The sequence below is a fragment of the Microbacterium sp. genome, from assembly GCF_041909575.1.
Classification (GTDB): domain Bacteria; phylum Actinomycetota; class Actinomycetes; order Actinomycetales; family Microbacteriaceae; genus Microbacterium.
In genome coordinates this window covers 16,216-39,699 of sequence record NZ_JAYRDE010000015.1, presented here as the reverse complement: position 1 = coordinate 39,699, position 23,484 = coordinate 16,216, and the positions used below count along the sequence as shown (strand labels likewise).

The window sequence follows — 23,484 nt, the reverse complement described above, 5'->3', positions numbered from 1 at the left end:
CGCGGCGGTGCAGCACGATCGCCGGCGCCGCGACGTCCGCGGCCAGGCCGCGCGCGTCGAAGGAGTACACCGCCTCCAGCGCAGCGGCTGCCGCGTCGGCGGTGGCCGTCGAACGCTGGTGCCGCACGTAGGCCCGCCGCTGGTCCGGCGTCGCATCCGGGTAGAAGATGTCCGACATCACCCGCGAACTCACACCCCAGCTGCGCCGAACCAGTTGGACGAGGGCGGCGCGGTCGGGTGCGGGTGCGATCGCGCTGCCGGCGAGATAGGCGCCTGAGAACACGAGCCGGCGAACCCGCTCGGGGTGGCGGGCCGCGAACGCGATGGCGACCGGGCACCCCGACGAGCCGGCGAACAGCGTGGCCTCGCGCACCTCGGCCGCGTCGAGCACCGCCCGCATGGCGTTCACGTGCGACTCCAGGTCCGCCGGGGTCTCCCGGGTGCGGGAGAGTCCGCTGCCCGGCGGATCCATCCGGAGGACACGACGATGGCGGGTGATCGCCGAGACGAAGGTGCGGAAGGGCTCGTACTCCCAGTCGCGTTCGAGGTGGCTCATCCACCATCCGCCGAGGAGGACGGGCGGTCCCTCCCCCGCGTCCGACCACGCCACGTCGTCGGTTCCCGACCACGCGTAGTGGATGGAGAGGTCATCCGAGCGCACGCTCTCAGTATGGGACACGGCCGGATCGGAGACGACGCACGTCAGCGAAGCCGGCCCGCGAGGCGCGCCACCGCCTGTCGCCGCAGGGCGATCCAGGTCGTGTCGGCGCGCGCGATGAGCGCGCCCCTCTCGTCGACGGCCGCCACCGAGGTCTCGAATCGGCGCCCGCGCCGCTCGCGCGTCCAGCTGTACACCGCGATGCGCTCACCGACGCGCGGCCGGCGCTCGACCTGGCCGGTCATGGTCCCCAGCAGGCACAGTTCACGGTCCCGGAGCGCCTCGGCCGGATAGCTCGGACAGTCCATCGCCGCCCAGACCGCCGGAAGCGTCGCCGTGCCGGCGATCGAGTCCCTGCTGTCCACGAGCCAGGGCGCTGCGAGGAGGTGGGGCCGACCGGGCACCGGACCGGGGGTGACGTGCATGCCGTCCCGGCGGTGCGGCCCGCACACGACGCAGTCCGAGAGCGCGTGGCGCATCGCGGTGAGCGGGTGAGCGTCGCGCGCGGCCAGGGCCTCGTCGAAGCTCGGCGCCACCGGGACCGGGCCCTCGCGGAGCCGGCCGGGTCGCGCCTCGGCGATAAGCCGGCGCCCGTGGTGCACCAGGCACCCGTACGCCCCGTCCGAGGAGACGTGAAGCGGTCGACCGAGCGGGACGGGCCGGTGCAGCCGGACCGTCACGGCATCCTCGTCGACGTGCCGTGCGATGGCGCCGGCGGCGAATCCGCCGTTCGCCGAGCGTCGCGGACCGTTGTGGCGCGGATCTATCCGAACGGTCCCGACGATGCCGGCGCGGTGCGGGGCGGTGTCGCGGCGCAGGTCGGTCGCGGCCGGCCGTCCGAACAGCGCTGCGGACTCATGTGTGGAGAGGATGAGCTCTGACATGCCCCGAGTCAATCGCCCGGGGTCCTCTCCGCGCGTCGCGCAGATCGGCCATTGCATGATGGCCGGAATCGGCCATCATGCGCGGAGGCTAGGCGCTCTTGCGCTTCTGACGCAGGACGAGAGTCGGGGCCGCGCCGTCTTCGACCGCCGCGCGGGTGACGACGACCTTGTCGACGTCGTCGGTCGACGGGATCTCGAACATGATCGGGCCGAGCACGTCCTCGAGGATCGCGCGCAGCCCGCGGGCGCCGGTTTTGCGCTCGACCGCGAGATCGGCGATCGCCTCGAGGGCTTCGGTGTCGAACTCGAGGGTGACGCCGTCGAGCTCGAACATGCGGTTGTACTGCTTGACCAGGGCGTTCTTGGGCTCGGTGAGGATCTCCATGAGCGCCTCGCGGTCGAGCGGCGAGACCGAGGCAACGACGGGGAGACGGCCGATGAACTCGGGGATGAGGCCGAACTTGTGGAGGTCCTCGGGCCGCACCTCGCTGAACAGGCTGAGGTCGTCGCCCTTGTTGTGCAGCGGGGCGCCGAAGCCGATGCCGTGCTTGCCGACGCGGGACGAGATGATGTCCTCGAGTCCCGCGAACGCACCGGCGACGATGAACAGCACGTTCGTCGTGTCGATCTGGATGAACTCCTGGTGCGGGTGCTTGCGACCCCCCTGCGGCGGCACGGAGGCGACCGTGCCCTCGAGGATCTTCAGGAGCGCCTGCTGGACGCCCTCGCCGGAGACGTCGCGCGTGATCGACGGGTTCTCGGCCTTGCGGGCGATCTTGTCGACCTCGTCGATGTAGATGATGCCGGTCTCGGCGCGCTTGGTGTCGACGTCGGCGGCCTGCTGGTGCTTCCGCAGTATGTTCTCGACGTCTGCGCCGACGTAGCCGGCCTCGGTGTGGGCGGTCGCGTCGGCGACGGCGAACGGCACGTTGAGGCGCTTGGCGAGCGTCTGGGCGAGGTAGGTCTTGCCGCAGCCGGTGGGACCGAGCAGGAGGATGTTGCTCTTGGCGATCTCGATCTCGTCGGCGCGCTGCTCGGCGGACTGAATGGTGCCGTGGGCGCGGACGCGCTTGTAGTGGTTGTAGACGGCGACCGAGAGCGCGCGCTTGGCCGCGTGCTGGCCGACGACGTACTCCTCGAGGAAGCCGAAGATCTCGCGCGGCTTGGGGAGGTCGAAGTCGGTCACGACGCCCGAGCTGGACTCGGCCATGCGCTCTTCGATGATCTCGTTGCACAGCTCGACGCACTCGTCGCAGATGTAGACGCCCGGACCAGCGATCAGCTGCTGGACCTGCTTCTGGCTCTTGCCGCAGAAGGAGCACTTGAACAGGTCGGCGCTCTCACCGATGCGTGCCATGCGGCTCCTCCTCGTGGCGGCGGGGTTCGTCCCCCGGTTGTCCTCCGAGCCTAATCGCTCCGGGCGACATGCGGCGGGATTGCGACACGCGTTGTGCGCGGTGGCGCGTCCGCCTACAGCGAAGCCCCGCCGCCCTGGTTCGGGTGGCGGGGCTTCGCGGCATCCGCTCTACTTCGTCAGCGCGGCGGGAGTGCGCTTGCGGGTCGTGAGCACCTGGTCGACGAGTCCGTAGACGACGGCCTCTTCGGCGGACAGGATCTTGTCGCGGTCGATGTCCTTGTTGACCTCTTCGGCGCTCTTGTTCGAGTGCTGGGAGAGGGTCTGCTCGAGCCAGGTGCGCATGCGCATGATCTCCTGCGCCTGGATCTCGATGTCGGACGCCTGGCCGTGACCAGCCTCGCCCATGGCGGGCTGGTGGATCAGGATGCGCGCGTTGGGCAGTGCCAGGCGCTTGCCGGGAGCCCCTGCGGCCAGCAGCACGGCGGCGGCCGAGGCGGCCTGGCCGAGCACGACGGTCTGGATCTGCGGCGACACGTACTGCATCGTGTCGTAGATCGCCGTCATGGCCGTGAACGAGCCGCCGGGCGAGTTGATGTACATGATGATGTCGCGGTCGGGATCCTGCGACTCGAGCACGAGCAGCTGCGCCATGACGTCGTCGGCCGACGCATCGTCGACCTGCACGCCGAGGAAGATGACGCGGTCCTCGAACAGCTTGTTGTAGGGATCCTGGCGCTTGTAGCCGTAGGCCGTGCGCTCCTCGAACTGCGGGAGGATGTAGCGGCTGCCGGGCATCTGGAGCCCCTGCGGGGCGCTGCTGCCGGTGGTTCCGAAGGTGGGGGTCTGCATTCCGGGTTCTCTCTCTTTCGCCTTCGGAGCCGTCAGGCCGCGGTCCCGCCGCCGCCGATGACGTCGGTGGCGGACTCGCGGATGTGGTCGACGAAGCCGTACTCCAGCGCCTCGTCGGCACTGAACCAGCGGTCGCGATCGCCGTCGGCGTTGATCTGCTCGACCGACTTGCCGGTCTGTGCAGCGGTGATCTCGGCGAGACGCTTCTTCATGTCGAGGATGAGCTGCGCCTGCGTCTGGATGTCGCTCGCCGTGCCGCCGAAGCCGCCGTGGGGCTGGTGGAGGAGCACGCGGGCGTTGGGCGTGATGTAGCGCTTGCCCTTCGTGCCGGCGGTCAGCAGCAGCTGGCCCATCGAAGCGGCCATGCCGATGCCGACGGTGACGATGTCATTCGGCACGAACTGCATCGTGTCGTAGATCGCCATGCCGGCCGTGATCGAACCACCGGGCGAGTTGATGTAGAGGTAGATGTCCTTCTCGGTGTCCTCGGCGGCGAGGAGGAGGATCTTCGCGCAGATCTCGTTGGCGTTCTCGTCGCGCACCTCCGACCCGAGCCAGATGATGCGGTCCTTCAGCAGCCTGTCGAAGACGCTCGTCGCGACAAGTGGTTCGGCCATGTGTACTCCTGATTCCGTGGTCGTGCCATTGAATCTACCGGCGCGCCGCGACCGACCCGCCCGTGTTCGCCCTGGGCAGATCAGGTGTCGCCGGCGACGAAGAAGGGGACGGATGCCGCGGCATCCGTCCCCTGTCGCTCGGCGTGGCGACTACTCCTTGTCGGCGGCGGCCTTCTTCTTGGCCGGAGCCTTCTTCTTCGGCTTCTCCTCAGCCTCGATCACGGCGTCGGCCGCGGCATCCGCGATCTCCTGCGCCTCCTCGACGACCTCGTCCTCGGCCTCCGCCTCGTCCGCGACGGCCACGAAGCCGGTCAGGTCGACGGGGTTGCCGTTGGTGTCGACGACGGTGACCTTGCCGAGCGCGACCGCGAGGGCCTTGTTGCGCGCGACCTCGCCGACCATGGCGGGCAGCTGGTTGCCCTCCTGGAGCGCGTTGACGAAGTCCTGCGGAGCCATGCCGTACTGGGCGGCCGACTGCACGAGGTACTGCGTGAGCTCGTCCTGCGAGACCTGCACGTTGACGGTCTCGGCGATCTTGTCGAGCAGCATCTGGGTCTTGAACTGCTTCTCGCTGGCCTCGGCGACCTCGGCGCGGTGGACGTCGTCCTCGAGACGGCCCTCGCCCTCGAGGTGGTTGTGCACCTCGTCGTCGATGAGCTGCTGCGGGACGGGGATCTCGACCTGCTCGAGCAGCTGCTCGATGAGCTTGTCGCGGGCGGCGGAGCCCTGCGTGAACACCGACTGCTCGCCGACGCGGGACTTCAGGCTGTCGCGCAGCTCGGCGATGGTGTCGAACTCGCTGGCGATCTGCGCGAAGTCGTCGTCGGCCTCCGGGAGCTCGCGCTCCTTGACGGCCTTGACCGTCACCGCGACCTCGGCCTCCTCGCCGGCGTGGTCGCCGCCGACGAGCTTCGAGCGGAAGGTGGTGTCCTCACCCGCGGTGAGCGAGTCGATGGCCTCGTCGATGCCCTCGAGCAGCTCGCCGGAGCCGACCTCGTACGACACGCCCTCGGCGCGGTCGATCTCGGCGCCGTCGATCGTGGCGACCAGGTCGAGCTCGACGAAATCGCCGGTGGCGGCGGGGCGGTCCACGGTGACGAGCGTGCCGAAGCGGCCGCGCAGGCGGTCGAGCTCGGCGTCGATCGCGGACTCGTCGACCTCGACGGCGTCGACCTCGACGGTCGTGCCCTCGAAGGCAGGGAGGTCGAACTCGGGACGCACGTCCACCTCGACCTCGACCTCGAGGTCGCCCGAGAAGTCCTTCTCGTTCGGCCACTCGGTGACCTCGGCGCTGGGACGGCCCAGCACACGCAGCTCGTTGGCCTCGACAGCCTCGCGGTAGAAGCCGTCCAGGCCCTCGCTGACGGCGTGCTCCAGCACGGCGACGCGGCCGACACGCTGGTCGATGATGGGCGCCGGGACCTTGCCCTTGCGGAAGCCGGGGATCTGCACGTCCTGCGCGATGTGCTCGTACGCGTGCGCGATGCTCGGCTTGAGCTCGTCGGGCGTGACCGTGATGTGGAGCTTCACCCGGGTCGGGCTGAGCTTCTCGACGGTGCTGTTCACCATGCCTGTTCGTTCTCCTCTATCGGACCGCGCGCGGGCGCGGCGGCTGAAAGTCTGGGTTCGCGGAATCTGTGGCCGTGATGTCGGGGCGACAGGATTTGAACCTGCGGCCTCCCGCTCCCAAAGCGGGCGCTCTACCAAGCTGAGCTACGCCCCGGGCGGGTTCGCACGCATGCGTGCGCCTTTCGGCCCCGAGAAGTCTAGCCGACGCGCCCGGAACGAATCTCCCCGGGCCCTCAGATCCGCTCCACCCACTGCACGCGCCAGTCCGGTGCGGGGAACGGCTTGGTCCAGTACGCGGTCTCGCGCGCGATGAGCCCGTCGCGCAGCTCGAAGATGAAGACCGACTGATACGGGTCGCCGTCGCCGTAGTCGAGGTCGGCTTCGAGGACCCACAGGTCGCCGTCGCCGGTGAGCCGGCGCGGAGAGATGTGCGGAAGCTGCGGAAAGGAGCCGTAGATCGCGCGTCGGTTGTCGGCGCCGACGATGCGCTCCCCCGACTGGGGCCAGTCCATGACCGCGTCCTCGTGGAAGACGTCGTCCATTCCGCCGACGTCTCCAGCATTGAGCGTGGCGACGAGCGCCTCGACGACCTGCCTGCCTGTGCGCTCCATCGCGCGTCCTTCCCTCGTCCGCGCGTCGGGTTCGCGGGGCTGAGCAGGGCGGAGGCCATGATGTACTACGATTGGTCGGTGCCCGTCCGCGGGCGCACGGGGATGTAGCTCAATGGTAGAGCCTCAGTCTTCCAAACTGATGGTGCGGGTTCGATTCCCGTCATCCCCTCCACCTCACCCGAACCGCGCGGTTTCCCCTGGAATGCGCAGTTGCAGCTGCGCCCCGAGACGGATGCCGCGCACGAGGTGCGCCGCATCCGTTGAAACTTTCCCGCCCGCGCTGCATCCAAACGCGCATCGCGCGCGGAAGACAGATGTATCGGGCGAACACACGCCCGTCATCAGGGAGGGAAAGTCCAATGAAGCGCATTCTCGCAACCGGAGCACTCGTCGTCTTCGCCACGTTCGGCCTCGCCGGGGCAGCCAACGCGGCGCCCGCCGACGCCGCGTGTTTCGGTCAGGTGCACAAGACCATCAACACCGAGGGAGCCCTCGGGTTCAACGGCGTCGGAGAGGTCGTCAAGGCCATCGGCGGCCAGGCCAAGAACGACACGGCCCGGGGAATCTGCGGCGACTGATCTGCGCCGCTCCCCGTTCGAGGGTCCCGCAGTCCCCCAGCTGTCAGGGGCCCCGCCCGACGGGCCGGCCGCACGGCCGGCCCGTCGTTCCGCTTCCGGATCAGCGCCCGGCGGCGCGGAGCATCGCCCGCCATTCCTCGGGCACACGCCCGTCCGGACCCGGCGACGGCTGGGCGGCTGGTCTGCTCGTCGGAGGCATGAGCGCCGGGCCGCTCGCCCAGTCCTCCGCAACGTAATCCCACCACCAGTCCTCGCCGGGCTCGAAGCTCTGCACGAGCCGGTGGCCGGTCTCGCGCGCGTGCGCCGACGCGTGCTGTCCGAGCGACGAGTCGCAGCATCCGACGTGCCCGCACGCCGCGCAGCGGCGCAGATGCACCCACCAGCCGTCCAGGTCGTCGCATTCGCGGCAGCCGGTGCCGCTGGGCGGCACGGTCACGTCGACGTCCGGCATGCTCTCCGCCGTCCTCTCCTCGCGGGGGGAATCGCTCATCCGGCCAGTGCCCGGTGCACGGATGCCACGGCGCTCGAGCCTTCGCCCACAGCGGCCGCGACACGCTTCATCGACCCTCGCCGGACGTCGCCGGCGGCGAACACCCGCGGCAGAGACGTCTCGAACGGCAGCGGCTCGCGGCCCATCCGCTGCCACTGCGCGAGCGACTGCACGGCCACATCGGTGCCGGTGCGCAGGAAGCCGTCGTCATCGCGATCCAGCGCCGGGAGCCACGCGGTCGCGGGGTCGGCGCCGATGAAGCAGAACAGGCCCCTGGCGTCGACCTCGCCGAGGCTGTCGATCCGCACCCGCTGCAGTGAGCGCTCCCCGTCCAGCCCGACCACGCGTGAGCCCCGGTGCACCTGGACCCGCGGCTCCTCCATGAGCCGGTCGACGAGGTAGGACGACATGCGGCTGCCGAGGTCCGTCCCGCGCACGACTAGGTGCACGGGGCATCCGTTGGCCGCGAGATACAGCGACGCCTGACCCGCCGAATTGGCTCCGCCCACGACCACCACCGGCGACTCGCTCACCTGCCGCAGCTCCAGCTGCGTGGCGGCGTAGTAGATGCCCGCACCTTCGAAATCGGACCAGCGATCGAGATCGAGCCGGCGATAGGCGGCACCGGACGTGACGATCGTGGTGCGTGACCGGATGATGCGCCCGTCGGCCAGCGTGATGTCGAGCAGGTCGCCGACCGGCTCGAGCTTCACGGCCTCGCACGGCGCATAGACGCGCACGCCGAACTTGAGCGCCTGGAGGCTCGCCTGGCCGATCAGGTCGCCCCCGCTCACGCCGAAGGGGAAGCCGAGGAAGTTCTCGATGCGGGACGTGGATGCCGCCTGCCCACCGGGAGCCACAGCATCCAGCAGCACGGTGGTCAGCCCCTCGGATGCCCCGTAGATGGCGGCGGCGAGTCCCGCAGGGCCGCCGCCGACCACGACGAGATCGACGACCTCGTCCCCGTCGGCCGAATAGCTGAGACCCAGCCGCTCGGCGACGATCCCGGGAGTCGCCCGCGGAATCGGCTCGCCCTGGATGTAGGCGATCGGCAGATCCTCGGTGCTCACGCCGAGCTTGGCGTGAGCACCGAGGTCGGCCGCGGTGACCTCGACGGACTTGTGGACGAGATCGAGTCGCTCGGCGAATCGCTGCAGGGCGAGGAAGTCGCTCGACGACGTCTGCCCGACGAACTTCAGCGTGAGGGCGGCGGGTCCGCGTCGGAGGGACTCGCGCCTCGCCCACAGCGCGTGGAGGACGATGTCGCAGAGCTCGTCGTCCTCGGCCATCAGCCGCCGCAGCTCCGGCCGGGAGACGCGCAGCACGCGGGTGGGCTGCGTGGCACGCGCCGAGAGGAAGGCTCCTTGGCCGTTCAGGAGGCCCAGCTCGCCGACGAACGTCCGAGGTCCGGAGCGGGTGAGGACGGCCTCGTCGATCCAGAACAGCGAGTCCCGCACGACCTCGACCTCCCCCTCGTCGACGAGGATCAGGTCGTAGTCGCGGTCGCCCGACCGGAACAGGTAGTCGCCGGCATCCACGTCCTCCGGCACGCCGAAGCCGCGCAGGCGCTCCCACTGCTCGTCGGTCAGCTCAGGTCGCTGCACGGGATCGAAGGCGGGGTCCACTGTCGGCTCCATCGCGACAAGGCTACTTCTGCGGGACGCCCGCGGGCCCGGCGGATTCGCCCGGGCTCTCCTCGAGGGCGCGGATGAGGGACTGGGCGTCGTAGGGGCCGACGTGGCGGCGGCCGTTGACGAACAGAGTCGGCACCGACGTGATGCCCATGGCCTCGGCATCCAGCATGTCCGCCTGCACGCGGCCGGTGGCCTCGGGCGAGGTCAGATCGCGCTCGAACCGGTCCACGTCGAGGCCGAGGTCGCGCGCGAGGCGGATGATGTCGGACGGGCGCTGGTTCTCCTGATCGGCGAACAGGGCGCGCTCGAACTCGAAGAACTTCCCCTGCATGGCCGCGGCCTCCGACGCCTCCGCCCCCGCGAGGGCGTTTGGATGCACGTTGGTCAGCGGCGCATGACGCCACACGTAGCGCAGCTGATCGCCCAGGACGCTGTGGACCTCCTGGATGGACCCCGAGGCCTTGAGGCAGAACCCGCACTGGAAGTCGCCGTACTCGACGATCGTGTAGGGCGCGTCGGGCGATCCGAAGACGTGATCGCGCCGCGGGTCGACGGGGCGGGCAAGAGTGAGCCCGGTGTCCTCGCTGGGCCGCAGGGCGTCGGACACGCGGAAGAGGATCGTGGCGAGCACGAATGCGATGACAGAGGCGGCCAGCACCCCGACTCGCGCCTCGTTCTGCGCGTCCGCGTCGGCGATCGCGAGGTCGACGATGAAGAGGGAGATCGTGAACCCGATGCCGCACAGCGCGGCGCCGCCGGAGAGGCGATCGAGCGTGAGCCCCGGGCCGAACTCGCCCACCCGGAACAGCTTCATCACGGCGGTGGACCCGAGGACGCCCACGAGCTTGCCGAGGACGAGCCCGGCGATGATGCCCCACGTGAGCGGAGACGCGATCGCACCGGCGAGGATCTCCGGGCTCAGCTCCACGCCGGCGTTCGCGAGGGCGAAGAGCGGCAGGATGACGAACGCGACGTACGGGGCGTACGCCGACTGCAGCCGCTCGTTGATCGAGATGGACTCCCGCAGGCTGTTCGCGGCCGCCCGGGCGTACTCCGAGTTCGGCGACTGCCGGAACGTCCGAGCAAGCTCGAGGGCGTGCTCCACGTCGCGGCGGTCCGGCCGGTAGACCGGAACGAGGAGAGCGATCGCCACGCCGGCGAGGGTCGGGTGCACCCCGGAGGCGAGGAACGCCAGCCAGACGATGATGGAGAGCGTCGCGTACACCGGTCCGCGCCCCGACGGCAGGTACCGCGTGAAGTAGACGCCGACGAGACCGACGGCGGCGATGACGAGCGGCATCGGCGTGAAGTTGTCGGTGTACACCAGCGCGATGATCGAAAGCGCCCCGATGTCGTCGACGACCGCCAGCGCGAGCAGGAACACGCGGAGACGGCCAGGCGCGCGCGGGCCGACCAGCGCCAGGGCGCCGACCAGGAACGCCGTGTCGGTCGAGATCACGACGCCCCACGCGTGCTCGTAGCCGGATCCCGTCGCCACCATCACGAACACGAGCGCGGGCAGGGCGAGACCGGCGACGGCCGCGATGACCGGCACCATCGCGCGGGACCAGCTCGTGAGCTCGCCGATGGCGAATTCACGGCGCACCTCGAGGCCGACGGTGAAGAAGAAGATCGCCATGAGCGCGTCGTTGACGAGCGCATGCAGCGTGAAGTCCAGCTGGAGGTCGCCGACCCCGACGGTCAGGTGCGTCTCCCAGAACGCCTCGTAGGAGCCGCCGGCGAGGTTCGCCCACAGAATAGCGGCAGCCGTGGCCAGCAGCAGGAGCAGCGCGCCCGAGCGGCTGAGGCCCATGGCGCGGATCTTCTCGGCGATCGAGCGCCGTGTGCGCGAGCGCTCCCCCACCGGCTCCGGTTCGGGCGGGCGCGAGGTGATCGTCACATCGGTCATCACTGGAATTCTGGCACCGCAGGCGTTACAGGGGGATGACGGCGGGCGAATCCGCCGGTCGTCCGCTCGTGGCGGGGGACGAATCACCGGGTGATCTTGGGCCGCTCGCACTACCGCCCTGCCCCGCGCCCCGGCAGAATGCGGCACAGAGAGCCGACAGAAAGGGGGACGCGATGACCTCGCCCAGCTCGTCGTCCGCACCGAAGCCGCGCAAGCTGCCGCGGCGCCCGGCATCCAGCCTCGCGGAGAAATGGACCCGCATCGACGACGTCGACGTGTTCTACCGCGAGTCGCCGGTGCGGCCGGAAGACCCCCGCGTGATGATGCACGTCCACGGATTCGGGCTCTCCGGTCGCTACCTCCTCCCGACGGCGGAGCGTCTCGCGGACGAGTTCCACACCTTCGTGCCGGACCTGCCGGGATTCGGGCGCAGCGGCAAGCGACGCGACATGCTCGACATCCCCGACCTGGCCTCCGCAGCGCGCGACTTCATGGACGACCGGGAGGTCGAGAAGGCGACGCTCGTCGGCAACTCGATGGGCTGCCCGGTGATCATCGAGTTCGCCCACGCGTTTCCGGAGCGCATCGACCGGGCGGTGCTCGTCTCCCCCGCCGGCGGGCTCTTCAACCAGCCGCTGCGACGCGCGATCAGCCAGCTGTCGAAGGATGCCCCGCGGGAGCCGACGCGCATGGCGCGCGTTGCCGTCCCCGACTACGTGCGCTTCGGGGTGCCGAGCACGATGCGCATGTTCCGCGCCCTCACGCAGTACCCCTCACTCCAGCGACTGCTGGAGCTGAAGATCCCCACGCTCGTGGTACTCGGGGAGCGCGACCCGCTCCTGCCTCACGCGCACCGCGTCGACGAGATTGCGAGCCAGACCGACAGCCACGTCCTCGTGGTGCTCCTCGAGGGCGCGGCGCACGCGATCAACTTCAGCCATCCCGGTCAGCTCGCGCACGTCATCCGCGCGTTCATGGACGACAAGCCGATCGACAACGACCCGGCGTGGCCGGGCCACGTCCGGCTCTACGAGGTGCACCGCGGGAAGAACCACCCCGCGCCCAAGGCCGACCCCGCAGGCTGAGCCGGTCAGTCCCGCCCGAGCGCCTCGCGGAACGACTCCGGCAGCACGACGTTGTCGGGCGAATCGGCGAAGAACCCCGCGACGTCTGCGGGAAGGTACCCCGCGATCCCGCACCCCACCTCCGTCACGAGGAAGCGCAGCTCGGGGTGCGAGCGGGCGAACGACACGAAGCGCGCCGCCTGCTCCGCGAGCACGTCGAGGCCCGACATCGTGTCGATCCCGTACGACTGGCCCTGCAGCCCCTCGGACTGACCCCACACGGCCCCGAATCGATCCAGCGCGAAGCGCGCCGCGCCGCCGCCGTGCGCTCCCGCGGCATTCGAGCCGAAGACGAACACCTCTCCGGGTGCGAGCGACTCGATCCGCATCGTCAGCTCTCCGCCCGGGCGGCCTCGCGATGCGCGTCCAGGTGCGCACGGTACGTCTGCGCGTTGCGCACGATGCCGGCGCGCTCATCGTCGGTCAGCTCGCGCCGCACCTTCGCCGGCACACCAGCGACGAGCGAGCCCGGCGGGACGACCGTGCCCTCGAGCACGACGGCGCCCGCCGCGACGAGGCATCCGTCCCCGATCACCGCACCGGAGAGCACGACGCTGCCCATGCCGATCAGGGACCCGTCGCCGATCGTGCAGCCGTGCACGACGGCGTTGTGGCCCACCGACACATCGCGCCCGATGAGCACCGGATGCCCCGCATCGACGTGCACCGAGACGTTGTCCTGCAGATTGCTTCCGGCGCCGACCGTGATCGCGTCGCTGTCGCCGCGCAGGACGGCGTTGTACCAGACGCTCGCGCCCTCGGCGAGCGAGACCGAGCCGATCACCCGCGCACCCGCCGCGATGAACGACCCGGCGTGCAGCTCGGGCGTGCGGCCCGCGACGGTGAGGACGGCGGCGTCTTCCGAGATGGTCATGCCACGACCCTACCCAGCAGGGCTACCGCGCGGCGGACGCCAGACTGTCCTGGATCGCCTGGGTGTACCACGGCGCGAGGGTGTCCGCGAAGGTCACGGTGAGGTGGTCCTGGTCGCGGTAGACGTTGGCTCCACCGACGACCGGTGCGCAGGTCTCGTCGTCGCAGTACACGTCCGTGAAGTCGAGCAGCGTCACACCCTCGCGCTGGGATGCCGCCTCCCGCACCGGGTCGTCGGCGACGAGCACGTCGGACCGGGCACCCACGCACGCCGACGCGTCGTCGCGGGTCCGCAGGCACTTGTTGGGGTCGGTCTCCCACACCGGGTTGTCCACCACGGTGATCACGGGGACGCCGCGATCGAGCATCTCGTCCCACGCCCCGACGTAGCCGGCGACGGCGGCGTCGTACGACGAGTCGAATCCGGCCGAGGCGTACGGCGTGGTCGCGATCGCGGCGGTGAAGACCGCATCGACATCCGCCTCGGCGAGTTCGGAGCCGACCGCGTCGCGCCACTCGGTGCATGCGTCGCCGAACGCGCCCGGCGTCGCCAGCGGCGTGGTGTTCCACGGACAGGCGCCTTTCAGCCACGTGACGACCTGCCAGCCCTGCTCCTGGCCGATGCGGTCGAACGTCGAGATCAGCTGATAGGCGTGACTGTCGCCGATGAGCGCGACGCGGGGTGCGTCGGGGTCGTCCGATCCGAGCGTGCACGAGACCGGACGCGCGTCGGTGAGCTGGACGAAGCAGTCCCCCATCTGCGGACGGTCGATGCCGGCGAAGCCGGGTGCGGGGAGCACCTCGTCGAAGGTCGCCGACGCGCAGGACGGGTCGAGCACGGAGGCGGCGCCGAAGCACGGAGGCGGGTTCTCCTGGAGCTCCTGGATCGCGCGGAAGCCGGCGTTGTACGCCGGGGCGTTGACGAACCAGGCGGTCGCGGCGACCAGGGCCACCGCGAGCATCGCGCCGAGCGAGCTCCACAGCGTCACGCGCGCCCGCCGCGACGTGAGGACCTTCCAGCCTCGTACCGGGTCCTCGACGAACTTCTTGGTGAGCCAGGCCAGCACGAAGCAGAGGGCGAGCAGCGCCACCCGGTGATAGATCGTGAGTCCCCAGAACGGCACCGACGGCGCGATGATGATGAGCGGCCAGTGCCACAGGTACAGCGAGTACGAGATGTCGCCCACGAACTGCGCGGGCCGGATCGCGAGGAGGCGGGTCGGGTACCACCACCGCTCCGCGTTCGAGGCGGCGATGACCGCGGCCGCACCGAGCGTCGGCAGGACGGCCATGTAGCCGGGGAACGGCGTCTGGCCGTCGAACTGGAAGATCACGTAGACCAGCACGGCGATGCCGCCCCAGCCGAGGACGAAGCTCCCGAGGGCGTTGCGCACGCGCAGCAGCGGGACGAGCGCGATCATCGCCCCGACGCCGAACTGCCACATGCGGCCGAACGTCACGAAGTACGCGGGGGCGGGGTTCGTGACCGTGAAGACGACGCAGAACGCGAACGACACCACCGAGACGACCGCGAGCGTGACGATCACGGCTCGGCGCCGGGAACCGCGGAACCACTTCACGCCGATCCACGCCGCCAGCAGCATGAGCAGCGGCCACATCACGTAGAACTGCTCCTCGAGCGACAGCGACCAGTAGTGCTGGACGGTCGTCGGGTCGCCGGAGTGGTTGAGGTAGTCCGCGGAGTTGAGCGCGAGGTACCAGTTCTCCACGTAGAAGGTGGAGGCGAGGATCTCGCGGACCTCGTTCGGGAGCGCGGATGTCGGGGTGAGGTACGGCGACATCGCCACGACGGCGCAGAAGAGCAGGACCAACAGGGATGCTGGCAACAGGCGTCGCGCGCGGCGGGCCCAGAACTGGCCGAGGCGCACCGTGCCGGTCGCCGTCAGCTCGCGCATCAGGTGCGACGTGATCAGGAAGCCCGAGATCACGAAGAAGACGTCGACGCCGACGTAGCCGCCCGAGAACCGCGCCGGCCAGAAGTGGTAGAGCACCACCGCCAGGACCGCGATCGCGCGAAGGCCCTGCACATGCGGGATGAACCGCGACGGCTCCGCGTGCTCGGGAGACCGGTCGCGGGGTTCGCGGGTCACGGTGGCGGCGGGCTGACCCAGATGCTGGGGTCCGAGGTCGTGATCGGCGGAAGGCACTCAACGACGTTAGCCGGTCGTGGCTGGCAATCCGGCGCGACGGGTCCGGCGAGCGTCACACCGGGGTTAGCCGAGCCTTGTCTTGCTTGCGGAATGTCGCGGCCCGAGTAGCGTTGCAGTCACCGGAGGACGCACGTCGCAGAAGGCGTCCCTCCCGAAGATGGAGACGTGACATGACCAAGACGAACACCACCCCCGCCACCGCTGCCGACCCGACCGTGGCCGCTGCCAGCGCCCAGTTCCTCACCCCCGTCGTCCTCGGACTCCAGGCCCTCGCCGTCAACGGCAAGCAGGCCCACTGGAACGTCCGCGGCGCCAACTTCATCGCCATCCACGAGCTGCTCGACTCGGTCGTCGCCAACGCGCAGGCCGGCGCCGATCAGGCCGCTGAGCGCATCGTCGCCCTGGGCCTCCCGATCGACGCCCGCGCGAGCACCGTCGCGGCGAAGACCGCGTCGGCCGTCCCCGCAGGCTTCACGCAGTGGGACGCGCTCATCCGCACCGTCATCGCCGACATGGACCTCGTGATCGCCGACGTGCAGGCCGCGATCGACGGTCTCGACGAGTTCGACCTCACGAGCCAGGACGTCGCCATCGGCATCAAGGAGACCCTCGAGAAGGACCGCTGGTTCCTGTTCGCGCACCTCGCCGAGTGACCTCCGGACGACGCTGAGACGACTCGATGCCCCCGGCTCCGGCCGGGGGCATCGTCGTGTCTCACCGCTGGAGGAAGGCCAGCACCGCCAGGACGCGGCGGTGCTCGGTGCCCGACTCCTCGAGCCCGAGCTTGGCGAAGATCGCGCTGATGTTCTTCTCCACGGCGCCCACCCCGATGAACAGGCGCGCGGCGATGCTCGCGTTGCTCCGGCCCTCCGCCATGAGCGTCAGCACGTCGCGCTCGCGGGGCGTCAGCGTCGACAGAGGGTCGGGTCGCGCGGCCAGCAGCCCCTGCACGACGAGCGGATCGAGGACAGTCCCGCGTTCGCGGACGCGGCGCACGGCATCTGTGAACTCCTCGAGCGACGTCACGCGATCCTTCAGGAGGTAGCCGACGCCCCCGTCACCGCCGGCGAGAAGCTCCCGCGCGTAGACGCCCTCGACGTACTGGCTCAGGACCAGGATGCCCACGTCCGGCAGCGCGGAGCGCAGCGTCAGGGCGGCCCGGATGCCCTCGTCGCGAAAACCCGGAGGCAGCCGCACGTCGAGGATCGCGACATCCGCCCGCGCCTCGCGCACCCGCGCCACGATGTCGTCGGCGTCGCCCCAGGCTCCCGCCGTGACGTAGCCCGCCTCGTCGAAGAGCCGCACCAGGCCCTCCCGCAGCAGCACGGAGTCCTCGACGAGCACGACACGGACCGGTGGGAGCACGTCCTCAGCATAGGGATCGCTCACGACGCCGCCGCCGCAAGGGGAACGTGCGCGCCGACCGATGTCGGGCCGCCGGCGGGACTGTCGACGACGAGCATGCCGCGCAGACCCGCCACGCGCTCGCGCAGCCCCTCGAGTCCGTGCCCGGGAGCGTAGCCGGCTCCGCCTCGGCCGTTGTCGACGACCCAGACGTCGAGCATCGAGGGCGCACCGCTCAGCGACGGGCGCAGTGCGGCCTTGAGCGTGACCGCCGTCGCTCCCGAGTGCTTCACGACGTTCGTGAGCAGCTCGGCCACGACGAAGTAGACGGTGCGCGCGACCTCCGGGCTCGTGACCGCGTCGATCGCGGGGTCGATGTCGGTGTGCACCGTGAGCGGTGCGCCCGCCGCCGTCGCAGCGAGGGCCGCTGCCAGCCCCCGGTCCTGGAGCAGCGGCGGGGCGACGCCGCTGGACAGCGCGCGCAGTTCGTCGAGGGCGGCCTTTGCGTGGCCACGGGCCTCGCGGGCCAGCTCGGCCGCGGCATCCGCGTCCCCCGACTCCGCTCGCCGCTCGAGGGCCGCGAGATCGAGCTGGAGGCGTACGAGGCGCTGCTGCGGGCCGTCGTGGATGTCGCGCTCGAGGCGACGCAGCGCGACGTCCTCGGCCTGCACCGCCGACGTGCGGGCGGCAGCCTCGGCGCGCACCTCGGCGGCCAGGTCGTCGGATGCCCAGCGTCCGAGCATCCCCTTCGCGACGGCGTGATGGCCTCGCGCGAGACCGCCGAGCACCCACGGCATCGTGAACGTGAATACGATCCCGGCGAGCAGGTACAGCACGACCTCGACCGTCCACGACGGCCATGCGCCGAAGAGCCAGGGCAGCGCGTCGGACACATAGCGACCCCAGTCGCCGGCGTCGCCGCGCGGGAGGAACACACCCCAGAACCAGTACGTCAGGCCGCCCAGACCCACGCTCAGCCACACGGTGGTCAGCACGAACGAGATCGTGCTGATGAGGGGACTGACGATCATGCCGTGCACGAGATACACCCAGTAGTGGGCGTTGCGCAGCGGACGGGTGAGCGTCATCCAGAACCCGCCCGCCCCGGGCTGGTCGCGATTCCACTCCGGCTCCGCGATCTGCGGGAGCCCGGTGAGCCACAGCAGGCCGCGGTCTGCGACACCGAAGCCGCGCGCCACCAGGAGGGTGCCGACGACGATCGGCAGACCGATCACGATCACGAGCAGGCCGACGCCGGTCCAGAAGAGCGAGGCGAGCACGCTCACCGACACCATCGCCAGCACGAAGACGGCGAGGAGGTAGACGGCGCTGCCGGGGGTGCGGGTCCAGGCGCGCCCGTACGACGCCCAGAAGACGTCGGGCGCCGCCGGCCGTGCGGCGGCGTCAGTGGTCATCGTGGTCATCGGAGTCTCCCTCGGGACGTCGCAGGTCGGCCTGTTGGCCAGGTTCGACGACCAGGAACTGTCCCATCATGCCCTGGTCCTCGTGCCACAGCAGGTGGCAGTGATACATGTACGGTGTCGTCGGATCGGCGTAGTCCTCGAAGCGCACCAGCAGCCGGTACTCGCGGTCCCACTCGAGGGCGATCGTGTCCTTCCAGCCCGACAGTCGGGCCGGCGGCGACTCGCCGTCGACGCTCAGCACGCGGAACTGCGTGTCGTGGACGTGGAACGAGTGCGGCAGCGGGTTGTCGTTGCGCACCGTCCACACCTCGCTCGTGTCGACCGTCGCCGTGAAGTCGGCGCGGCCCAGGTCCATCTCGCGGTTGTTGATCTCGTGCCCCGACATCTCGAACGAGCGCTGGGCCGCGGCATCCGTCTCGTCCGCCTCCGGCAGCGTCGCGAGGGTCGCCGGCACCTCGGGAGAAGGGGCGAGGGACGCCGCGGCCCGCAGCTCGAGGACGTCGAAGACCGCACCGCCCGCGTGCAGCGCGGGATCGGGGGCCCGCGATCGGAGGACGACCCGCTCCCCCGCCGTCAGCTCCACCACGATCTCGGCGCGCTCGCCGGGTGACAGGGGGATGCTCGTGGATTCAGCGGGCGATGACAGGAGGCCGCCGTCGGTGCCGATGAGGTCGAAGGCGCGGCCGTCGGCGAACGCGAAGTCGTACATGCGCGCACTCGAGCCGTTGAGCAGCCGGAGGCGCACGCGCTCGGTGGAGGCCTCGAAGTAGGGAGCGACCGTGCCGTTGACGAGGATCGTGTCGCCCAGCACGCCGTCGAACTGCATGCCGACGCCGCCCGCGAAGGCGCCGTCGGCGCTGAACGACCGGTCCTGCACGATGAGCGGCACGTCATCGATGCCGTACTCGCGGGGAAGCGCGAGGGCGGCCTCCTCGTCGTCCGTGACGAGGAACATGCCGGCCAGGCCCGCATCCACCTGCTCCCGGGTGCGCCCGTGCAGGTGCGGGTGGTACCAGAGGGATGCTGCGGGCTGGTCGATCGTCCACTCCGGGGTCCATGTCGCGCCGGCCGCGATCGGCGTGTGCGGACCGCCGTCCATCGCGGCCGGCAGGTGCATCCCGTGCCAGTGCACCGTCGTGCTCTCGTCGAGCCCGTTCTCGACCTCGACGCGCACACGCTCGCCGCGATCGGCGACGAGGGTGGGTCCGAGGTAGGTGCCGTTGTAGCCGAGCGTCGGGGTTTCGCCCTGCGGCACCAGCGGCGTACGGCCCTCCGCGGCGTGCAGGCGGTAGACGCGGACGCCGTCCTCGATGGTCGACGGCGCGAGGTCCGGGACGTGCAGCGGCCGATCGAACGACGTCGTTCCGGCAGCAGGCGGCGTCGGACGCCCGGAGTTGAGGGCGAACCACCCGGCTCCCGCGACCGCGAGCAGCACGAGCGGGATCGCGACCAGCGTCGCGACGAGGGCGCGGCGTCGGCGGCGGCGCGGCGGCGCGGCGGGAGGAGCCGGAACGGGCGAGGGCAGGGGCGAGACCATGCCATCCAGCCTCGCCGGGGGCTCCGGCCGACGGCATCCGATCCCCTCCCGGACCCCGACGGGGGCTGTCCCCCGGTGGTGGTCGTGGGCCTGCTACGCGAGGTGCGTGAGCCGGCCCCCCACGAGCGTCATCGCCACGGACATGCCCCGCAGCTGGGACTCGCTCGCGCGCAGCGGATCGTGGGCGCACACGGCGAGGTCGGCAGGCGCCCCGGGTTCGATGCGTGCAGGCGATGCCGACCCGCCGTGTGTCGACGCGCCCAGCGCGGTGGCGGCATCGATCCGCTGATGCTCCTGCCAGGGCTCGCGTCCGTCCCGCGTGCGGAAGACGGCCGCCGCCATCGCCGCCCACGGATCGAGCGGCGAGACCGGGGCATCCGAGCCGAAGAGCAGGTTCGCGCCCGTGTCGGCGAGCGACCGCAGCGGATAGGGCTGGGCGGTCTGGTCCGCCCAGATCGCATCGGTCAGGTCGCGGTCGTCGATAGCATGCTCGGGCTGCACGCTGGCACCTACGCCCAGGCGCGCGAACCGCGGGATGTCCGCGTGCGCCACGAGCTGCGCGTGCTCGATCGTGCCCCAGGCGCCGGTGGTGGCGAACGCATCGAGCGCGTAGCTGTTGGCGATGTCGCCGATCGCGTGGACGGCGGAGGCGATCCCCGCGCCGGTCGCGCGGGTGAGGAGTTCGACGAGGCTCGGGAGGTCGACGGTCAGCACTCCGCGGTTGTTCGGATCCCCGGGGTACGCGTGCGAGCACGCGGCGGTCCGCGTGCCGAGCGATCCGTCGGTGATGACCTTCAACGGGCCGACGCGCGCCAGATCGGATGCCGCTCCCCGCGCGACATCGCCGGTGCGAAGTCCGTCGGCGAGGGCGCGCTCGAGGAACTCCGGGTAGATCCCGAACTCGACCCGCAGCGCGTCGAACCCCGCAGCGGTGCGCCGCGCCCACGCGTCCTCGTTCCACGCCATGTCGAGGTCGACGAGCCCCACGACGCCGCGGGCGGCGGCATCCCGTGCCATCGCCGCGACGAGCGGATCGGCGACCTCGGCCGCGACGGCGTTGAGTCGCCGCGAGATCTCGAAGGCGGGCTCTTCGCGGAGGATGCCGGCGTCGTCCGGCGCGAAGCCTTCCCGGCGGAACGCCGCCGAATTGAGCCAGACGCTGTGGACGTCGGCGTTGATCAGGTAGGTGGGGACCTCGCCGGTGGCGGCGTCGAGCTGCTCGAGCGTCGGCGCATCGGGCCACAGGGCATCGCGGAACCCCGTGCCCACGCGGCGACCGTCGGGGAGCACCGGGGCTGCGGCCATGATCTTCGCCGCGTGAGCCGCAGACGACGCCGCCGCGAGCGACTCGCGCTGCGCGGCCAGCGCCCACTGCACGACGTGGACGTGGTGATCCCAGAGGCCCGGGATGATGCGGCCGCCGCCCCCGTCCACTACGTGGCCCCGCCGCGGAAGGGCGCGGGCGGGCCCGATGTCGGCGACGACGCCGCCGGCGAGGTGCACGTCGACGAGGTCGTCCGCGAACGGGTCGGTGCGCTCGGCTCCGGAGAGCCGCACATTCGCGATGACGTCCGGGGCCTCCCCGAGAGCCGCGCTCACCGGGTCGCCCTGCGGGCGTCGAGGGCGCGCTGCATCTCGCCGGCGAGCCTCGGATCGGCGTAGCGGCCGCCGCCCGCGCCCAGCTCGGCGATGATCGTCTCGACGACCTCGTCGGGCCGGTTCTGGCTGAGCTTGCGCTTGGCGACCACCCTCGTCGGGGTCAGCCGGAATCCGACCGTCCCACGCTCGAGACGGGTGACGTAGTCCGGATCGTTGGGACGCTCCCAGAGCAGCCGGGGGTGCGGCATCCCTCCCTCGAACCGCGCGACGAGCCGGTCGAGCACCGCGAGGTTCTCCTCGGGCGTGAGGATCTCGGGAACCCCGGTGAGGTGGGCGGACACGAAGTTCCACGTGGGCACATTCGGGCCGTCGCCGTACCAGCCGGGCGAGATGTAGCCGTGCGGCCCCTGCACGACGACGAGGAGCTCGCGCTCCCCGATGCCGTGGATGAGGTCGTCGGGCTTGCCCACGTGCCCGACGATCGTCAGGTCGTCGCGGTCCTGGTCGAGGAGAACGGCGTAGTGGGAGGCGACGAGGCCGTCGTCGGTCGCACTGACGAGGGTCATCCACGGGTTCGCATCGATGAGACGGCGCAGCTCGGCGACGTCGGTCATCGCGAAGCTCGGGTTCTGGCGCATGGATTCAGCCTAGGCTCGCCGCGGGCCGGTCAGCGCTGGCACGAGGGGCACCAGTACAGCTTGCGCGTGGCGACCTCCTCGACGACGATCTCGGTGCCGCACACGCGGCACGGCAGCCCGGCGCGGTGGTACACCCAGTGCCGGTCGTCGCGACTGGCCATCGCCCGGCGGTAATCCTCCGGCGAGAGGTCGTCCATGGTCATCATCTGACCGGTCTCGACGCCGATGGCGAGCAGCCGCACCCAGTCGCGCCACAGCCCGCGCACGACCTCCTCCGGGACCTCGCGGCCCGGGGTGTGGGGATTCTGCCGCGCCCGGAAGAGGAGCTCGGCGCGGTACACGTTGCCGATGCCGCTCACCACGGACTGATCCATCAGCAGCAGCCCGATGGAGGTGGGCTTGCGGCGCACGACCGCGGTGAAGCGCTCCTCGCCCTCGGCCACGTCGTCCACGAGCGGATCCGGACCGAGCTTCGCGATGATCTCGGCGACCTCGTCGGGCGTGCGCAGCTCGCAGGCCGTGGGACCGCGCAGGTCGGCCGCCGTCGTGGCGGTCAGCAGACGCAGTCGCACCTGGCCGACGACGGGCGGCGGCCAGGCGTCGTCCTCGTCCGCCAGCCCCGTCGTCTGCTCCGACATGCGCACGTGCACGCGGGTCTTGCGCGGAGCGCCGATCGACGTGAGCGAATTCTCGCCCGCGGAATCGAGGATCGGATCGGGAAGCTCGGTGCCACGCTGGTTCGTCTGCCCCATGCGGCCGTTCGCCGAGGCGATGGTCGGGTCCGCGACGATCTCGCCGGCGAAGTCCCACGCCCCGTACATCCCGAGGTGGACACGCAGCCAGAGGTCGTCGTCGAACTCGAGGAACATCTGCTTGCCGACGGCGCGCACCGCGGTCGCGCTGCGGCCGTCGATCACCGCCGCGCCTTCGGCGAAGCGGCCCTGCGGACTCGAGGCCGACACCGCGCGACCGACGAAGTTGCGATCGAACTGCCGGGCGATCCGATGGACGGAGTGACCCTCGGGCATCGCGGCGTCAGCCCGCCTCGGGGTCGAAGGAGCTGTCGTCGGCGTCGAGCACGTCGGGGCGCCCCGGCGTCGCGCGAGGGTCCGGCTCGAGCGAGCCGTCCTGCTCGTACGCCGCCAGCTGCGCGATGCGGCGCGCGTGGCGCTCCTCGCCCGAGAACGGCGTGGCGATGAAGCGGTCGATGAACGACGACGCCTCGTCGAAAGTGTGCTGGCGTGCGCCGATCGCGATCACGTTGGCGTCGTTGTGCTCGCGGGCGAGTTCGGCGGTCGCGATGCTCCAGGCGAGGGCGGCGCGCACGCCGACGACCTTGTTGGCCGCGATCTGCTCGCCGTTGCCCGAGCCGCCGAACACGACTCCCAGCGCCTCGATGCCGGCGGCCTGGTCGCGCACAACGGCCTGTGCGGCACGGATGCAGAACGCCGGGTAGTCGTCGAGCGGGTCGAACTCGACCGGACCGTGGTCGATCACCTCATGACCGGCCGCCGCCAGGTGATGCTGGAGCTGCGTCGAGAACTCGAGGCCGGCGTGGTCGGTCGCGATGTGGATGCGCATGGGCACCATCCTAAGGAGCGGCGCCGAGTCAACCGGC

General features: G+C 70.8%; 23 protein-coding genes and 2 tRNA genes. 4 read left to right on the top strand and 21 right to left on the bottom strand.

Translation table 11 applies throughout. The features are described from left to right. From ACE3O1_RS04090 to ACE3O1_RS04055, 8 genes are all read right to left on the bottom strand, one after another. The coding region (locus ACE3O1_RS04090) for an alpha/beta fold hydrolase (protein ID WP_374312691.1) at positions 1 to 661 on the bottom strand (661 nt) is incomplete at its 3' end. A 41-nt stretch (positions 662 to 702) separates the two neighbouring features. After that, complete coding sequence (locus ACE3O1_RS04085; RefSeq protein ID WP_374312689.1) at positions 703 to 1,542, bottom strand: hypothetical protein; 840 nt, start codon at positions 1,540 to 1,542, stop codon at positions 703 to 705. Between the two features lie 88 nt (positions 1,543 to 1,630). Then, the gene (clpX, locus tag ACE3O1_RS04080; protein WP_374312687.1) at positions 1,631 to 2,899 is read right to left on the bottom strand and encodes an ATP-dependent Clp protease ATP-binding subunit ClpX; all 1,269 of its coding nucleotides are present in this window, start codon (positions 2,897 to 2,899) and stop codon (positions 1,631 to 1,633) included. 168 nt (positions 2,900 to 3,067) lie between these two features. After that, positions 3,068 to 3,748, bottom strand: a complete 681-nt coding sequence (locus tag ACE3O1_RS04075) for an ATP-dependent Clp protease proteolytic subunit (protein WP_374312685.1) — start codon at positions 3,746 to 3,748, stop codon at positions 3,068 to 3,070. A 32-nt stretch (positions 3,749 to 3,780) separates the two neighbouring features. After that, positions 3,781 to 4,365 carry an ATP-dependent Clp protease proteolytic subunit gene (locus tag ACE3O1_RS04070; protein WP_374312683.1) on the bottom strand — a complete coding sequence of 195 codons (585 nt, stop codon included), beginning with the start codon at positions 4,363 to 4,365 and terminating at the stop codon, positions 3,781 to 3,783. Between the two features lie 150 nt (positions 4,366 to 4,515). Continuing rightward, complete coding sequence (gene tig / locus ACE3O1_RS04065) at positions 4,516 to 5,934, bottom strand: trigger factor (protein WP_374312681.1); 1,419 nt, start codon at positions 5,932 to 5,934, stop codon at positions 4,516 to 4,518. Positions 5,935 to 6,014: 80 nt separating this feature from the next. Beyond that, positions 6,015 to 6,088 (bottom strand) — tRNA-Pro (locus ACE3O1_RS04060). A gap of 79 nt (positions 6,089 to 6,167) precedes the next feature. Further along, positions 6,168 to 6,545: a nuclear transport factor 2 family protein gene (locus ACE3O1_RS04055; protein ID WP_374312679.1), complete on the bottom strand. Its 378-nt coding sequence runs from the start codon at positions 6,543 to 6,545 to the stop codon at positions 6,168 to 6,170. Between the two features lie 98 nt (positions 6,546 to 6,643). Here ACE3O1_RS04055 and ACE3O1_RS04050 point away from each other — a divergent pair. Together ACE3O1_RS04050 and ACE3O1_RS04045 are read left to right on the top strand one after the other, a co-directional pair. Continuing rightward, a tRNA-Gly gene (locus ACE3O1_RS04050) sits at positions 6,644 to 6,717 on the top strand. A gap of 187 nt (positions 6,718 to 6,904) precedes the next feature. Continuing rightward, positions 6,905 to 7,123 carry a hypothetical protein gene (locus ACE3O1_RS04045; RefSeq protein WP_374312677.1) on the top strand — a complete coding sequence of 73 codons (219 nt, stop codon included), beginning with the start codon at positions 6,905 to 6,907 and terminating at the stop codon, positions 7,121 to 7,123. 100 nt (positions 7,124 to 7,223) lie between these two features. On the opposite strand, the gene ACE3O1_RS04040 is transcribed toward ACE3O1_RS04045, so the two are convergent. From ACE3O1_RS04040 to nhaA, 3 genes are read right to left on the bottom strand one after another with little or no spacing between them, the layout of a single operon-like run. Further along, on the bottom strand, positions 7,224 to 7,613 hold the full coding sequence (locus ACE3O1_RS04040; protein ID WP_374312675.1) for a UBP-type zinc finger domain-containing protein: 390 nt from the start codon (positions 7,611 to 7,613) through the stop codon (positions 7,224 to 7,226). Further along, complete coding sequence (locus tag ACE3O1_RS04035; protein ID WP_374312673.1) at positions 7,610 to 9,250, bottom strand: FAD-dependent oxidoreductase; 1,641 nt, start codon at positions 9,248 to 9,250, stop codon at positions 7,610 to 7,612. The genes ACE3O1_RS04040 and ACE3O1_RS04035 overlap by 4 nt, the downstream gene beginning before the upstream one ends. Positions 9,251 to 9,260: 10 nt before the next feature. Next, positions 9,261 to 11,156, bottom strand: a complete 1,896-nt coding sequence (gene nhaA / locus ACE3O1_RS04030) for a Na+/H+ antiporter NhaA (RefSeq protein WP_374312671.1) — start codon at positions 11,154 to 11,156, stop codon at positions 9,261 to 9,263. Positions 11,157 to 11,329: 173 nt separating this feature from the next. Between nhaA and ACE3O1_RS04025 the strand changes: the two genes are divergently transcribed. Next, on the top strand, positions 11,330 to 12,241 hold the full coding sequence (locus tag ACE3O1_RS04025) for an alpha/beta fold hydrolase (protein WP_374312669.1): 912 nt from the start codon (positions 11,330 to 11,332) through the stop codon (positions 12,239 to 12,241). Between the two features lie 5 nt (positions 12,242 to 12,246). On the opposite strand, the gene ACE3O1_RS04020 is transcribed toward ACE3O1_RS04025, so the two are convergent. The 3 genes from ACE3O1_RS04020 to ACE3O1_RS04010 are packed head-to-tail and all read right to left on the bottom strand — an operon-like array spanning position 12,247 to position 15,321. Beyond that, on the bottom strand, positions 12,247 to 12,609 hold the full coding sequence (locus ACE3O1_RS04020) for a hypothetical protein (RefSeq protein WP_374312667.1): 363 nt from the start codon (positions 12,607 to 12,609) through the stop codon (positions 12,247 to 12,249). A gap of 2 nt (positions 12,610 to 12,611) precedes the next feature. Further along, positions 12,612 to 13,154: a gamma carbonic anhydrase family protein gene (locus ACE3O1_RS04015; RefSeq protein WP_374312665.1), complete on the bottom strand. Its 543-nt coding sequence runs from the start codon at positions 13,152 to 13,154 to the stop codon at positions 12,612 to 12,614. Between the two features lie 22 nt (positions 13,155 to 13,176). Then, the gene (locus tag ACE3O1_RS04010) at positions 13,177 to 15,321 is read right to left on the bottom strand and encodes an acyltransferase family protein (protein ID WP_374312663.1); all 2,145 of its coding nucleotides are present in this window, start codon (positions 15,319 to 15,321) and stop codon (positions 13,177 to 13,179) included. Positions 15,322 to 15,494: 173 nt separating this feature from the next. Between ACE3O1_RS04010 and ACE3O1_RS04005 the strand changes: the two genes are divergently transcribed. Then, the gene (locus ACE3O1_RS04005; RefSeq protein WP_374312661.1) at positions 15,495 to 15,977 is read left to right on the top strand and encodes a Dps family protein; all 483 of its coding nucleotides are present in this window, start codon (positions 15,495 to 15,497) and stop codon (positions 15,975 to 15,977) included. Positions 15,978 to 16,038: 61 nt separating this feature from the next. Here the strand turns inward: ACE3O1_RS04005 and ACE3O1_RS04000 are convergent, their stop codons facing one another. The 7 genes from ACE3O1_RS04000 to ACE3O1_RS03970 form a co-directional block, all read right to left on the bottom strand. Further along, positions 16,039 to 16,689, bottom strand: a complete 651-nt coding sequence (locus tag ACE3O1_RS04000; protein WP_374312659.1) for a response regulator — start codon at positions 16,687 to 16,689, stop codon at positions 16,039 to 16,041. A 20-nt stretch (positions 16,690 to 16,709) separates the two neighbouring features. Beyond that, the gene (locus tag ACE3O1_RS03995) at positions 16,710 to 18,083 is read right to left on the bottom strand and encodes a sensor histidine kinase (RefSeq protein ID WP_374312657.1); all 1,374 of its coding nucleotides are present in this window, start codon (positions 18,081 to 18,083) and stop codon (positions 16,710 to 16,712) included. Continuing rightward, a complete protein-coding gene (locus ACE3O1_RS03990; RefSeq protein ID WP_374312655.1) occupies positions 18,073 to 19,629 on the bottom strand; it encodes a multicopper oxidase family protein in 1,557 nt (518 codons plus the stop codon). Before ACE3O1_RS03990 ends, ACE3O1_RS03995 begins: the two co-directional genes overlap by 11 nt. Positions 19,630 to 19,722: 93 nt before the next feature. Continuing rightward, positions 19,723 to 21,228, bottom strand: coding sequence for an amidohydrolase (locus tag ACE3O1_RS03985; protein ID WP_374312653.1), 1,506 nt, complete (start codon positions 21,226 to 21,228; stop codon positions 19,723 to 19,725). Continuing rightward, positions 21,225 to 21,866 carry an FMN-binding negative transcriptional regulator gene (locus ACE3O1_RS03980; RefSeq protein WP_374312651.1) on the bottom strand — a complete coding sequence of 214 codons (642 nt, stop codon included), beginning with the start codon at positions 21,864 to 21,866 and terminating at the stop codon, positions 21,225 to 21,227. Before ACE3O1_RS03980 ends, ACE3O1_RS03985 begins: the two co-directional genes overlap by 4 nt. A 29-nt stretch (positions 21,867 to 21,895) precedes the next feature. Beyond that, positions 21,896 to 22,894 (bottom strand): Fpg/Nei family DNA glycosylase, encoded by a 999-nt coding sequence (locus tag ACE3O1_RS03975; RefSeq protein WP_374312649.1) that lies wholly within the window; start codon positions 22,892 to 22,894, stop codon positions 21,896 to 21,898. A 7-nt stretch (positions 22,895 to 22,901) separates the two neighbouring features. Continuing rightward, positions 22,902 to 23,447: a ribose-5-phosphate isomerase gene (locus ACE3O1_RS03970; RefSeq protein WP_374312647.1), complete on the bottom strand. Its 546-nt coding sequence runs from the start codon at positions 23,445 to 23,447 to the stop codon at positions 22,902 to 22,904. Positions 23,448 to 23,484 lie beyond the last annotated feature (37 nt).

What these genes read in the sequence shown, in the direction of transcription:
- ACE3O1_RS03980 (WP_374312651.1), bottom strand. Translation starts at nt 21,866, where the DNA reads ATGCGCCAGAACCCGAGCTTCGCGATGACCGACGTCGCCGAGCTGCGC.
- clpX (WP_374312687.1), bottom strand. Translation starts at nt 2,899, where the DNA reads ATGGCACGCATCGGTGAGAGCGCCGACCTGTTCAAGTGCTCCTTCTGC.
- nhaA (WP_374312671.1), bottom strand. Translation starts at nt 11,156, where the DNA reads ATGACCGATGTGACGATCACCTCGCGCCCGCCCGAACCGGAGCCGGTG.
- ACE3O1_RS04075 (WP_374312685.1), bottom strand. Translation starts at nt 3,748, where the DNA reads ATGCAGACCCCCACCTTCGGAACCACCGGCAGCAGCGCCCCGCAGGGG.
- ACE3O1_RS04035 (WP_374312673.1), bottom strand. Translation starts at nt 9,250, where the DNA reads ATGGAGCCGACAGTGGACCCCGCCTTCGATCCCGTGCAGCGACCTGAG.
- ACE3O1_RS04025 (WP_374312669.1), top strand. Translation starts at nt 11,330, where the DNA reads ATGACCTCGCCCAGCTCGTCGTCCGCACCGAAGCCGCGCAAGCTGCCG.
- ACE3O1_RS04055 (WP_374312679.1), bottom strand. Translation starts at nt 6,545, where the DNA reads ATGGAGCGCACAGGCAGGCAGGTCGTCGAGGCGCTCGTCGCCACGCTC.
- ACE3O1_RS04070 (WP_374312683.1), bottom strand. Translation starts at nt 4,365, where the DNA reads ATGGCCGAACCACTTGTCGCGACGAGCGTCTTCGACAGGCTGCTGAAG.
- ACE3O1_RS03995 (WP_374312657.1), bottom strand. Translation starts at nt 18,083, where the DNA reads ATGACCACTGACGCCGCCGCACGGCCGGCGGCGCCCGACGTCTTCTGG.
- ACE3O1_RS04015 (WP_374312665.1), bottom strand. Translation starts at nt 13,154, where the DNA reads ATGACCATCTCGGAAGACGCCGCCGTCCTCACCGTCGCGGGCCGCACG.
- ACE3O1_RS04085 (WP_374312689.1), bottom strand. Translation starts at nt 1,542, where the DNA reads ATGTCAGAGCTCATCCTCTCCACACATGAGTCCGCAGCGCTGTTCGGA.
- ACE3O1_RS04040 (WP_374312675.1), bottom strand. Translation starts at nt 7,613, where the DNA reads ATGAGCGATTCCCCCCGCGAGGAGAGGACGGCGGAGAGCATGCCGGAC.
- ACE3O1_RS03975 (WP_374312649.1), bottom strand. Translation starts at nt 22,894, where the DNA reads ATGCCCGAGGGTCACTCCGTCCATCGGATCGCCCGGCAGTTCGATCGC.
- tig (WP_374312681.1), bottom strand. Translation starts at nt 5,934, where the DNA reads ATGGTGAACAGCACCGTCGAGAAGCTCAGCCCGACCCGGGTGAAGCTC.
- ACE3O1_RS04045 (WP_374312677.1), top strand. Translation starts at nt 6,905, where the DNA reads ATGAAGCGCATTCTCGCAACCGGAGCACTCGTCGTCTTCGCCACGTTC.
- ACE3O1_RS03990 (WP_374312655.1), bottom strand. Translation starts at nt 19,629, where the DNA reads ATGGTCTCGCCCCTGCCCTCGCCCGTTCCGGCTCCTCCCGCCGCGCCG.
- ACE3O1_RS04005 (WP_374312661.1), top strand. Translation starts at nt 15,495, where the DNA reads ATGACCAAGACGAACACCACCCCCGCCACCGCTGCCGACCCGACCGTG.
- ACE3O1_RS04020 (WP_374312667.1), bottom strand. Translation starts at nt 12,609, where the DNA reads ATGCGGATCGAGTCGCTCGCACCCGGAGAGGTGTTCGTCTTCGGCTCG.
- ACE3O1_RS03970 (WP_374312647.1), bottom strand. Translation starts at nt 23,447, where the DNA reads ATGCGCATCCACATCGCGACCGACCACGCCGGCCTCGAGTTCTCGACG.